Raw genomic sequence first — 12,116 nt, forward strand, 5'->3', positions numbered from 1 at the left:
AGTAGCAACCATCAAGCAGGAGCGCCCCTGGCCGGGAGAGTGGTAGGCCACGGGGCGAGAAGGAGGAACCAATGAATGTCATGCAGCCTATACCGGCTGAGACGGCGAATGCCGCTGATCCTCAGGCCGAAATCAGCGCTCGTCTGGAGCGCCTCCCCATCACCCGCGAGGTGTTCTGGGCGCGCAATATCGTCGGCGCCGCAACGTTCTTCGACGGCTACACGGTCATCGCTATCGCTTATGCCATGCCCGTCCTCGTCCGCGAGTGGGGCCTGAGCCCCTCACAGACCGGCATGATCCTATCGATGGGCTATCTGGGACAGTTGATCGGTGCGATCCTGTTTGGCTGGCTTGCCGAGAAGGTCGGCCGGCTGAAAGTTCTTCTCTTCACGATCCTGCTCTTCGTCAGCATGGATGTCGCATGCCTGTTCGCTGCCGGGGCCGGCATGATGATGGCCTTCCGTTTCGTCCAGGGGATCGGCACCGGCGGCGAGGTCCCGGTCGCCAGCGCCTATATCAACGAGTTGATCGGGTCGAAGGGGCGCGGCAAGTTCTTCCTCCTTTATGAGGTCATGTTCTTGTTGGGCCTCGTCGGCGCCGGGCTGATCGGCTACTTCATGGTACCGGTTTACGGTTGGAAGGCGATGTTCGTCGTCGGCCTCGTTCCCGCAATCCTGATGATTCCGCTGCGCTGGTTCCTCAAGGAATCACCGCGTTGGCTGGCTGCCAACGGCCGATACGGCGAAGCAGACGCTATCGTCACCCGCATGGAAGAAAGCGCTCGTGCCGCCGGCAAGGAACTGCCCGAACCGAAGCTCATCCAAGCGCCGGTCCGCCGCACGTCGGACTGGCGCGAGCTCTTCCAGGGCGTTTACCTGAAGCGGACGCTTTCCATCTGGGCAATGTGGTTTACCGCCTATACGGTGGCCAACGGTACGATCACCTGGCTGCCGACCCTTTATCGACAGGTCTTCAACCTGCCGCTTCAAACCAGCATCTTCTATGGTTTCCTGACGTCAGTCGGCGGCGTGATCGCGGCTGTCATCTGCGCGCTGCTCATCGATAAAGTGGGGCGCAAGCGTTGGTACACGGGTGCGCTGCTTCTCGCTCCCGTGCCGCTGCTGGCCCTCGCATGGCTCGGCGCGACCTCTCCCATCCAGGTTTTGGTTCTTGCCGGTCTCGCTTATGCGATCGTCCAGACCGTCACATTTTCCTTGTACCTGTACTCGGCAGAGATCTACCCGACGCGCCTCAGGGCACTGGGAACAGGAACCGGTAGCGCCTGGCTTCGCTTGGGGTCATCGACCGGCCCGATCCTCGTCGGCACGGTGATGTCTTCCATGGGCATCCAGTATGTCTTCGTGAGCTTCGCAGCCATTCTGATCGTCGGTGCAATCATCACCATGCTGTTTGCAATAGAAACCAAGGATCGCGTGCTGGAGGAGCTTTCTCCGTAACGGTTCAAAATGTGGTCTGATTGGCTTTGATCTGGCGGATGAAAATCCGCCAGTTTCATTTGATTGCCGTTGCAGCAATTCAAAGTGTTACAGCGCCGCACGTCTGAAAGCCGCGCGGCGCTGTCATGGACCGGCGTCTGCGAAGGTCAAGCGGCGCCGAATTGAGGCTTCTCTATTCCGGGCAGACTTTGACGCGGTAGGGATCGCCCCAGCGATCATGCCGCCATTCGAGATGGCAATAGGACGGCCGGTAATAGGTCCTATAGACGGGATAGGGGCGATAAACAGGATAGGCGGGATAGACAGGGTAGGCGGGACGGGCGGCCTCGGACAGCAGCGCGCCGCCGACGACGCCGGCGGCAAGGCCGCCCCAGAAGGCATCGCGTGGACGGGCATCGGCGGTGGTAGCGGTGGCGAGCGAGGCGCCGGCAAAGGTCAGCGCGATCAGGCCCGTCGCCATGGTCTTATGAAAAACGGACATGCTATTTTCCTTTCATGGCTGGCTTTCAATAAAGCCATGTCGAGACTCGGCCTGGATCACGGCGCCGCAATGGCCGCGCAAGCGGTTTCGGCATTAAATTTTTGTCATGATTTCAGCGGATCCCCTGCTTTCAAGTCTGGGCGGTCAAGGTGAGTTGTCTTCAACTTGGCGAGCCGGAAATTGGCGAGCCGGCCCGTAAAATTTCGCTATCGAAATTTATGGTTAAAACCTTGTTAAAAGCCTTGGCGTTATAGTTTTTGTAGTCGATATTTCATTCATTGCTGGAGCTATATTTTTGAAATCAGCCGGGGACCTTCTGGAGTTGGCTTGCCGCCGGATCGCTGATCTGGATACCCCGGCCTATGTCAAGAACAGCGAGCTGCGCTATATCGCCGTCAACGAGGCCTATGCCCGTTTTCTGGGCCGCGAAATCTCCGATTTCATCGGCAGACGCAGCCGCGAACTCTTCGACCGTCCCGAGGAAGAGGAGCGCGAGGACAGGGAACGCCGCGCGCTGGTGTTCGGCACCGAGGAAAGCGCCATCTGTTTCGATGCGGCAGGCCTTGGCCATGAGCGCATTCAGATCGAAAGCTTCTCTCCGTCGCCGGAGCGGGCCTATGTGCTCGGCATTTTCGAAGTGCGCGAGGCGCCGCGCCGCGCCGTTGGCGATAGCGGTGTCGCCGCCGATTTCGCTCGCGTGCGCGAGGTGCTGGAAAAGCTTGATCATCCGATCGGCATCTTTGCCGGGGACGGCCGCCCGCTGGTCGTCAACGCCGCCTACAGTAATGGCGCGAAGCCTGCGGCCGCCGGAGATTCGGCCTGGGGCGAGAGCGTCAACGAACTCGACGTTCTCCGCACTGTCCTGGAGGACCTACCGGTTGCAGTCTTCGTGCGCGATGACGGGCACCGCCTGGTCTATGCCAATAAATATTACGACACCTTCAGCGGCCACGACCGCTCCCAGATACTGGGAATGACCGAATATGAAATGTTCGGGCCGGAAGGTGGCGAGGCGATCTACCAGGAAAACCTGCTGGCGTTGAAGTACGGCACGTCGGTGGAGATCGAAAGCGAAATGCCGAGCAAGAGCGGCCACGTCTATCCCGTCATCTCGCGCGTCAACCGCGTCATGACGGCGGACGGCCGCACTTATGTCGTCGGCTCTTTTTCCGACATCTCGCCGCTCAAGGAACGCGAAAAGGCGCTGATTGCGTCGCGTAAGCAGGAAGAAATCCTGCACCGGGATATCGAAAGCATCCTGCGTTCGCTGCCGGTCGGCGTGCTGATCCTCGATAACGACCATCGGATTCTCTACGTCAACGACGAATTCTACAGCATCTGGGATCTGCCGCTCGACGATCGCTTCGACGGTCGCCACTTCATCGACGTCATCCGCCGCAATTACGAGCTCGGTCGCTACGACGGCACGCAGACGCCGGAGGAAATCTACGCCTTCCGCAAGCACCTGTTCGAGACAGATGAGCCGGAGCCGATCGAACTCGGCTGGGCGGGCAGCAAATCCGTCATCTTCGACAGCCGCCGCCTCTCCCACGACCGCATCCTGCTTTCTTATGCCGATATTTCGGCGGTGCGCGAACGGGAAAAGGAAATCCACGAGGCGCGTGCGGCGCTGGAGCAGGTCGGCGAGATGATGCGCGATGCAACGCGCGCCATGTCGCAGGGGATCGCCATCGTCCAGGACGGCATCATCAAGCTATCCAACGAAGCGCTTTCAGAGATCCTGCGCATTCCGGCCCCCTATATCGAGCCAGGCGTGAGCTGGCTCGGGCTCTTCGATTTCTGCGCGGTGCGCGGCGATTTCCATGATGCGGCGGCCGAGATCCTGCAGGGCTGGCGCGCCAATATTGCGGCGCGGCAGCCGATTTCCACCGTCTTCCATGTCGCCGGGGAACGCTGGGTCAACATGGAGGCGACGGTCAGCGAGGGGCAGCATTGGGTGGCGCTCTTCACCGACGTCACCGAGCTGAAGAGCCGTGAGGAGGAACTGCGGCAGCTGCTGTCGCGCGCCGAAGCCGCCGACCGCGCCAAATCCGAATTCCTCGCCAATATGAGCCACGAGATCCGCACGCCGATGAACGGCGTTCTTGGCATGGCGGAGCTGCTTGCCAAGACCAATCTCGACACGCGCCAGAAGACTTTCGTCGACATCATCGTCAAATCGGGCAATGCGCTGCTGACGATTATCAATGACATCCTCGACTTCTCGAAGATCGATGCCGGACAGATGAAACTGCGCAAGGCCGCCTTCGATATTACCGAAGCGGTGGAGGACGTGGCGACACTCTTGTCTTCGCATGCCGCCGAGAAGAACATCGAGCTGCTGGTGCGGGCCGCACCCGACCTGCCTGCCGCCGTGATCGGCGATGCCGGGCGTTTCCGTCAGATCGTCACGAATCTCGTTGGCAACGCCGTCAAGTTCACCGAGCGTGGCCACGTCTTCGTCGATCTCGGCTTTCAGGCCGCCGACGGCGGCGAGATCATGGCGAGCATCCGCATCGAGGATACCGGTATCGGCATCCCGCCGGAGAAACTCGAATCGATCTTCGACAAGTTTTCGCAGGTGGACGCCTCCTCGACCCGCCGGCATGAGGGAACGGGCCTCGGCCTTGCGATCACTGCCGGGCTCGTCGACCTTTTCGGCGGGTATCTCAACGTCGAAAGCGAAGGCAACAAGGGCTCGGTCTTCACCGTCAATCTGCCGTTTGCGGTGGCGGCCGCCCGCATCGAACCGAAGCCGTTGCCGATCAACGTGCAGGGCGCGCGCGTCCTCGTCGTCGACGACAATGACGTGAACCGGCGCATTCTGACCGAGCAGCTTGCTCTCTGGGGTTTCGACGGCGTGGCCGCCGAAGGCGGCGGTACCGGCCTTGCGATCCTCGAGGCGGCGGCCGATCTCGGCATTGCCGTCGATGCCGTGGTGCTCGACTATCACATGCCCGATATGAACGGGGCCGATGTCGCGCGCCGGCTCCGCGCCGATCCCCGCTTTGTCGAATTGCCGATCATCTTCCTGACGTCGATGGATATTTCCGGCACGGAAAAGGAATTCGCGGCGCTCAACGGCCACGCGCATCTGATGAAGCCGGCGCGCGCCAACGTGCTGCGCAACACCGTCGTCGAAGTGGTGCGCGCCAGCCGCGTCAAGCAGGCCTCCGAGGCCGAGATCGCCCGGCTGCAGAGGGAAGCGGCGGCACCGGCAAAGCCGCCGGCACCCGCGCCGCAGAAGCGGGCGGCCGAATTCGTCGACGTGCTCGTTGCCGAGGACAACGAGGTCAACCAGATCGTCTTCACGCAGATCCTGCAGGGAACGGGTCTTTCCTTCCTCGTCGTCGAGAATGGTGAGGCGGCGGTCGCTGCCTGGGAGCGGCATACGCCGCGCATCATCATGATGGATGTCTCCATGCCCGTCATGAACGGCCATCAGGCGACCCAGACGATCCGCGAAAGGGAAAAGGGCCAGGGGCACCGCGTGCCGATCATCGGGGTCACCGCCCATGCGCTCGAAAGCGACCGCGAGCTTTGCCTCGACGCCGGCATGGACGATTACATGTCGAAGCCGATCAGCCCTGAACTATTGGAAGAGAAAATCCGGCAATGGCTCGGAACGAGCGAGCAGCAGCCGGAGCGCAGCAGCTATTAATCCGCGCGCTGACCGGGGGACGCCTTGATACCGCAGAGCATTTCGCGCTTGCCGGCGAAGCCTTGGCGGCGCTCGACGGCAAAACCGGCGGCAATGAGGTTGCGGCGCACGAAGCCGGCCGCCGCATAGGTGGCGAACGTGCCGCCGGCGGCACTTTTCTCGCAGACGAGCCGCATCAGTTCCTCCGACCACATGTCGCCGTTGCGTGACGGGGCGAAGCCGTCGAGATACCAGGCGTCGAAGCCGGGCTTTGCCGCGGCGACACCGTCGAGCGCGCGGCCGCAGACGACGCTGAGTCGCGTCTGAGGATCGAGATCGAGCGAGACGGTTCCAGCAGGCGTCTGCGGCCAGGCCGCCGTCAGCGCCTCGCGCTCGCTATCGATCTCCGGCCAATGCGACAGCGCCCGGCCGATCTCTTCGCCACGCATCGGATGGAGCTCGAAGGAGATGAAATGCAGGTGCTGGCCGCCGGCTCGGTGGAGCTTCCACTGCCGCCAGGTCTCGGCGAAGTTCAGGCCGGTGCCGAAGCCGAGCTCGCCGATCATGAATTCCTGCCGCCCGTTCCAGCGCTCAGGCAGGCCGTTGCCGGCGAGGAAGACGTGGCCGCATTCCAGCCGGCCATCCGTCTGGCAATAAAAATGATCGCCAAAGGCGGTGGAATAGGGCATATCGCCGTCGCGCCATTCGAGCGGCTGCGGCGCGCCTGCGCCAATCTGATCGGGGTTCACGTCTGTCATGGAAAAAGCCGATAATCCTCAGCAGGTCTCAGGTCAATCATCCTCGGAATTGCTGATCGTCGGCGGCGGCATCATGGGTCTCTGGGCGGCCGTCCACGCCGAGCGCCGGGGCATCCGTACCCTTATTGCTGACGCCGGCAGATTGGGCGAAGGCGCAAGCGGCGGCCTGCTCGGCGCGCTGATGCCGCATATGCCGGATCGGTGGTCTGAAAAGAAGCAGTTCCAGTTCGATGCGCTGGTCCTACTCGAAGCCGAAATCGCAGCGCTCGAAGCAATGACCGGGCTTTCCGCCGGTTATACCAGGTCCGGGCGGCTGATCCCGTTGCCGAAGCCGCATCTCAACCGCATAGCGTGCGGCCATTTCGAAGACGCCGAGCGCCATTGGCGGGCGGGCGAGCGCCGCTTCCACTGGCATGTGCTCGACAGTCCGCCGGTCGATGGCTGGATCGAGCCGTCCGCCGGCAAGAGCGGCTTCGTGCACGACACGCTCGCCGCGCGCGTTGCGCCGCGGTTGCTGATCGCGGCGCTTACCGCCTTCCTGCGGCGGGCAAAACACGTGCGGATCATCGAACATGCCAGGGTTGCAGGCCTTGATCCCGATCGCGGCACCGCCGAAATAGGCGGCGAAAGCTTGGCTTTCAGCCGCTGCATCCTTGCCGCCGGCTATCAGTCCTTTCCGCTGTTGCAGGAGCTGACGCCCGGGCTGAAGCAGCCGCTCGGCCAGCCGGTCAAAGGGCAGGCGGCTCTGTTGAAAGCCGATATCGACCCGTCGCTGCCGACGATCTTTCTCGACGGGCTCTATGTCGTCGCACATGAAGGCGGGCACGTGGCGATCGGCAGCACCAGTGAGAACCGCTTTGACGATCCCATGTCGACCGACGCCCAGCTCGACATGCTGATCGAGACGGCGCGGGTGATCGTGCCAAGCCTTCGCGACGCCCCGGTCGTCGAGCGCTGGGCGGGGCTTCGCCCGAAGGCGATCGACCGGGATCCGATGACCGGTCGCCACCCCGATCACCCACGCCTGATCGCGCTGACCGGTGGCTTCAAGGTCAGCTTCGGCCTAGCGCACCGGCTGGCGGAGGCGGCGATAGCAATCGCAGGCGATACAGATTGCGGATTTTTGTTGCCGGAAAGCTTCGCAATTTCAAGCCACATCGCGGCGGCTTCACGTTAAACGTGAATTAGGCGCCGCTGCGTTTCGTTATTCTGTCATGCAAATCACCTATCTGCTTGCGCATCGACAGCGCCTGAAGTCAGCGGCGCTCACTTCCTTGATGGAGGAAATTGCATGCGCTATGCCATTTGCTTCACGCCCCCGGCGAGCGACCCGCTATCGCTCGTGGCCGCCAGTTGGCTTGGCCGCAACGTGTTTTCGGGCGATATGGTGGAGCCTCCGGCCGTTCGTGGTCTCGGCATTCACGAGATCGCCTTCCATACCGCCGTGCCGCGGCGCTATGGTTTTCACGGCGTTTTGAAGACGCCATTTCACTTGTCTCACGAGATGTCGGAAGCGCAACTCTTGCGCGATCTGATGCGTTTTTCCGGGACCTTCGTTCCCTTCCAGATTCCGCGTATCGAAGTCGCCCGGCTCGGCAATTTCTACAGCCTGCTGCCGAGTATTCCCTGCGAGCAGATCCAGTATCTCGCCTCGGCGATCGTGCAGGAATTCGATCGTTTCCGCGCGCCGCTGAGCGAGGCCGAGATCGAACGCAGCGATCCGGACGGGCTGTCGGCGACGCAATTTGCCAATCTGCATCGCTGGGGTAGCCCTTACGTGATGGAGGAGTTCCGCTTTCATATGCCGGTGACAGGCCCTGTCAACGCGATCGACATGCCGCGCATCGAGCCGGCGCTGCAGACGATCTTCGAGCCTGTGTTATGCGAGCCGGTCACGGTTTCCAACGTGGCGCTGATGATCGAGGAGGGCACCGGCGGCCCTTTCCGCGTTCATTCGCTGCATCCGATGGGCAAGGTCAGCGCGCGCAAGATCGCCTGAATATCCAGGCTAAAGATTTGTTCCGTAATGGGAAAATCCCGTTGCGCAGTTTCCGTCTCGACATTCCGGCTGCGGATGCTACCGTTCCCCGTCTTTTCAGAAGGTGATTTGATGGTATCCGAGACCTATCCGCGCAATCTTGTCGGTTATGGGCGTTTGACGCCCGATCCGAAATGGCCGGACGAGGCACGCGTCGCCGTGCAGTTCGTCATCAACTACGAGGAGGGCGGCGAGAGTTCGATCCTTGACGGCGATCCGGCTTCCGAAAACCTGCTGTCGGAAATCGTCGGCGCAGCCGCCTGGCCTGGGCAGCGCAACCTCAACATGGAATCGATCTACGAGTATGGTTCGCGTGCCGGCTTCTGGCGGCTTTGGCGGATGTTCACCGATCTCAAGGTGCAGGCGACCGTCTACGGCGTGACGCTGGCAATGGCCCGCAACCCCGAGGCCGTCGCCGCGATGAAGGAGGCCGGTTGGGAAATTGCCAGCCACGGCTACCGCTGGCTGGAATACAAGGATTTTCCTGAAGATCTGGAGCGCAAGCATATCCTCGAAGCCGTGCGGCTGCACACCGAACTCACCGGTGAGCGGCCTTACGGCATGTATCAGGGCAAGCCTTCCGACAATACGCTTCGGCTGGTGCAGGAGGAGGGCGGTTTTCTCTATTCCTCCGATTCCTATGCCGACGACCTGCCTTATTGGGTGAAGGGCGTCGACGGGAAACCCTTCTTGATCATCCCCTATACGCTCGAAACCAACGACATGCGGTTTGCGACGCCGCAGGGCTTCAACGCCGGCGATCAGTTCTTCACCTATCTGAAGGATGCCTTCGATACGCTTTATGAGGAAGGCAAGGCGAGCAGCCCGAAGATGATGTCAGTCGGCCTGCATTGCCGTCTCGTCGGGCGCCCGGGCCGGGCGGCGGCACTGAAGCGGTTCATCGAATATGTGCTGAAGCACGACAAGGTCTGGATTCCGCGCCGCATTGAGATCGCCGAGCACTGGCACAAGCATCATCAGCCGGATGCGCTCTGATGATGTCGCGCGAGGATTTTGTCTCCCGCTTCGGCGGCGTCTTCGAACATTCGCCTTTTATTGCCGAGCGCGCCTATGACGCCGGCCACCTGCCGGCGCCGCTGACGGCATCAGGCGTGCATGCGGCCCTTGTGGCCGTCTTCCGGGCGGCAAGCCGAGAGGAGCGTCTCGGCGTGCTGCTGGCTCATCCCGATCTTGCCGGGCGCCTCGCCATAGCAGGCGAACTCACCGAAGACAGCCGGAAGGAGCAGGCCGGCGCCGGTCTCGACCGGCTGAGCCCGGCCGAACACGGCCGCTTCACCGAACTCAATTCGGCCTATGTCGAAAAATTCGGCTTTCCCTTCATCATCGCCGTCAAGGGGCTCGGCAAAGACGACATCCTGTCGGCGTTCGAAACTCGCATCGGCAACGATCGGGACGAGGAATTTGCGACCGCGACGGCGCAGGTCGAGCGGATCGCGCTGCTACGGCTGACATCGATGCTGCCGGAGGCTGAATGAAAGAGCGGCGCGCTATCGATTATCTCAACGAGATGTATGAGGCAGCATCCGAAGCGCTGTCTTTCGTCGGCGGAATGGATGAGGCGGCGTTCGCCGGGGACAAGCTCACCTTCAAGGCGGTTGCCTTCTGCCACTTCACCATCGGTGCTGCGGCGTCCCGCCTGCTCGTCACACATCCGGAATTTGCGACCGAGCATCCCGACCTGCCATGGACGAAAATCTGTGGCACGGGCAATCGCATTCTCGAGGACGTCTTCGATCTCAATCCCTCCGAAATCTGGGAGGCGACGTATCGCACGCTGCCGGAACTTCTTTCCGCGATCGACGCTGTCCGTTACTGGCATGCCCAAGGCGAGTGAAGCCATGTCCGAATTTCTCGAGATCCGCCCGCTCACCAAATCCGCCTTCGCACCCTTCGGCGAGGTGATCGAAGCCGATCCGGCCTCGATGCGGCTCATCAATGGCGGCACGACGGAGCGTTTTCACGCGCTGGCCGCCGCTGAAGCGACAGGCGAAGGCGCACGCGTCATCATCAACCTCTTTCGTGGCCAGCCGCGTGCCTTCCCCTATGAAATCACCATGATGGAGCGGCACCCATTCGGCAGCCAGAGTTTCTCGCCGGTCTCTGGCCGTTCCTTTCTCGTCGTCGTTTCCGAGGACGAGAACGGCCGTCCGCACAGGCCGCAGGTGTTTCTGGCGCGTGGCGATCAGGGCGTGAACTACCGCCGCAACGTCTGGCATCATCCGCTGATGGTGCTCGGCCAAGCCTCAGATTTCCTGGTTGTCGACCGCGATGGGACGGGCAATAATCTGGAAGAATTCTTCTTCGAAACCCCTTACATCATCAAAGAGCCAGCCCCATGACCGGACTGACCACGCATGTTCTCGACACCGCCCTCGGCAAGCCTGCCGAGGGTCTGAGGATCGATCTTTTCCAGCTCGACGGCGAGATCCGCAGACATCTGAAGACGGTCGAGACCAATGCCGACGGCCGGGTCGCCGGTGGCCCCATCCTGGTTGGCGAAGGCTTCCGGGCCGGCATTTATGAACTGGTCTTCCATGCTGGCGACTATCTGAGGGCGAGCGGCACGCCGCTGCCGCATCCTGCCTTCCTCGACATCGTGCCGATCCGCTTCGGTATCGCCGATGTCACGGCGCACTACCATGTGCCGCTGCTGATTTCGCCCTATGGCTATTCCACCTATCGAGGGAGTTAGAGCCTTTCCTGGTCAGATTGAAGCATTCTGTTGGCTCAAACGGAGTTGGATGGTCGACCGGCCGGCGCGCGTCGTAGCCCAGCTCTACGGCCAAGCCGGCCGGTCGATCAGCCGGCCCGTTTCAGCCAACCCGAAGGGCTGGGCATCTTTCCGCCAGGATCAAAGGCGATCGGCTCGGACGTACCAAGAGGTATGCCCTTCGCCAATCGCCTCTGCCCTGACGAAAACCTGCTCCGGCAGAATGCTTCAATCTGACCAGGAAAGGCTCTAAAAATGCGGTTTGCGGCAATTGCGGATATCCACGGCAACCATCTGGCGTTGGAGGCGGTGCTTGCGGATATTCGTGCGCAGGGCATCGATGAGATCGTCAATCTCGGCGATTTCTTCAGCGGACCGCTCGAGGCGGGCAAGACGGCAGACCTGCTGATGCCGCTTAGCCTGACCTCGGTTCGCGGCAATCACGACCGCTACCTCATCGAACAGGATCCGGCTTCCATGCATGCCTCGGATGCCGCCGCCTATCGGCAATTGTCGTCGTCGCATCTCGATTGGGTGCGTAGCCTGCCGTTCGATACCGTCTATCGCGGCGAGGTCTATCTCTGCCATGCGACGCCGAAGGACGACAATCTCTACTGGCTGGAATCGGTTTCCCCGGAGGGCTTCGTCTTCCAGAAACCGATCGAAGCGATCGAGGCGCTGGCGGAGGGCGTCGACCTGCCGCTGATCCTCTGCGGTCACAGTCACATTCCCCGAGCTATCATGCTTTCCGACGGCCGCCTCATCGTCAATCCCGGCAGCGTCGGCTGCCCGGCCTATGACGACGAACTGCCCTATTACCACAAGGTGGAGGCCGGTCATCCGCTGGCCAGCTATGCCATTCTGGAAAAGACGGCGACCGGATGGACATGGCAGTTCCGAGCCGTCGCCTATGACCATAAGGCGATGTCGGCACTGGCCGCCGAAAGGGGCCGTGCCGACTGGGCAGGCGCGCTAGCAGCGGGTTGGGTGAGATAGAGCACGATGCCGAAA

12 protein-coding genes are annotated in these 12,116 nt (G+C 61.7%); 10 read left to right on the forward strand and 2 right to left on the reverse strand.

The window, feature by feature from the left end; translation table 11 throughout:
• Positions 1-71: 71 nt before the first annotated feature.
• Complete coding sequence (locus tag FHT75_RS01240) at positions 72-1,457, forward strand: MFS transporter (RefSeq protein WP_063474468.1); 1,386 nt, start codon at positions 72-74, stop codon at positions 1,455-1,457.
• Between the two features lie 172 nt (positions 1,458-1,629).
• Here the strand turns inward: FHT75_RS01240 and FHT75_RS01245 are convergent, their stop codons facing one another.
• Complete coding sequence (locus FHT75_RS01245; protein ID WP_063474469.1) at positions 1,630-1,938, reverse strand: hypothetical protein; 309 nt, start codon at positions 1,936-1,938, stop codon at positions 1,630-1,632.
• A 295-nt stretch (positions 1,939-2,233) separates the two neighbouring features.
• On the opposite strand from FHT75_RS01245, the gene FHT75_RS01250 reads away from it, so the two are divergent.
• Positions 2,234-5,599 (forward strand): response regulator, encoded by a 3,366-nt coding sequence (locus FHT75_RS01250; RefSeq protein ID WP_063474470.1) that lies wholly within the window; start codon positions 2,234-2,236, stop codon positions 5,597-5,599.
• Here FHT75_RS01250 and mnmD read toward each other — a convergent pair.
• Positions 5,596-6,336 (reverse strand): tRNA (5-methylaminomethyl-2-thiouridine)(34)-methyltransferase MnmD, encoded by a 741-nt coding sequence (gene mnmD, locus FHT75_RS01255; RefSeq protein ID WP_063474471.1) that lies wholly within the window; start codon positions 6,334-6,336, stop codon positions 5,596-5,598. The genes FHT75_RS01250 and mnmD overlap by 4 nt on opposite strands.
• Here mnmD and FHT75_RS01260 point away from each other — a divergent pair.
• The 8 genes from FHT75_RS01260 to FHT75_RS01295 all read left to right on the forward strand — a co-directional run bounded on the left by FHT75_RS01260 (position 6,335) and on the right by FHT75_RS01295 (position 12,101).
• Positions 6,335-7,513 (forward strand): NAD(P)/FAD-dependent oxidoreductase, encoded by a 1,179-nt coding sequence (locus FHT75_RS01260; RefSeq protein ID WP_063474472.1) that lies wholly within the window; start codon positions 6,335-6,337, stop codon positions 7,511-7,513. The genes mnmD and FHT75_RS01260 overlap by 2 nt on opposite strands.
• Before the next feature lie 114 nt (positions 7,514-7,627).
• A complete protein-coding gene (locus tag FHT75_RS01265; RefSeq protein ID WP_063474473.1) occupies positions 7,628-8,335 on the forward strand; it encodes a DUF1045 domain-containing protein in 708 nt (235 codons plus the stop codon).
• A 111-nt stretch (positions 8,336-8,446) separates the two neighbouring features.
• Complete coding sequence (gene puuE, locus FHT75_RS01270) at positions 8,447-9,370, forward strand: allantoinase PuuE (protein WP_063474474.1); 924 nt, start codon at positions 8,447-8,449, stop codon at positions 9,368-9,370.
• The gene (gene uraD / locus FHT75_RS01275) at positions 9,370-9,870 is read left to right on the forward strand and encodes a 2-oxo-4-hydroxy-4-carboxy-5-ureidoimidazoline decarboxylase (RefSeq protein WP_028758997.1); all 501 of its coding nucleotides are present in this window, start codon (positions 9,370-9,372) and stop codon (positions 9,868-9,870) included. Before puuE ends, uraD begins: the two co-directional genes overlap by 1 nt.
• Entirely contained in the window at positions 9,867-10,229 is a 363-nt protein-coding gene (locus tag FHT75_RS01280; protein WP_047611413.1) for a DUF86 domain-containing protein, read from the forward strand. The genes uraD and FHT75_RS01280 overlap by 4 nt, the downstream gene beginning before the upstream one ends.
• Positions 10,230-10,233: 4 nt before the next feature.
• Entirely contained in the window at positions 10,234-10,734 is a 501-nt protein-coding gene (locus FHT75_RS01285; protein ID WP_028758999.1) for an ureidoglycolate lyase, read from the forward strand.
• Positions 10,731-11,087, forward strand: coding sequence for a hydroxyisourate hydrolase (uraH, locus tag FHT75_RS01290; RefSeq protein WP_063474475.1), 357 nt, complete (start codon positions 10,731-10,733; stop codon positions 11,085-11,087). Before FHT75_RS01285 ends, uraH begins: the two co-directional genes overlap by 4 nt.
• A 273-nt stretch (positions 11,088-11,360) precedes the next feature.
• The gene (locus FHT75_RS01295) at positions 11,361-12,101 is read left to right on the forward strand and encodes a metallophosphoesterase family protein (protein WP_063474476.1); all 741 of its coding nucleotides are present in this window, start codon (positions 11,361-11,363) and stop codon (positions 12,099-12,101) included.
• Positions 12,102-12,116: the final 15 nt, after the last annotated feature.

Origin of the sequence: Rhizobium sp. BK112 (assembly GCF_014193215.1) — a bacterium.
GTDB classification, from domain to species: Bacteria; Pseudomonadota; Alphaproteobacteria; order Rhizobiales; family Rhizobiaceae; genus Rhizobium; species Rhizobium anhuiense.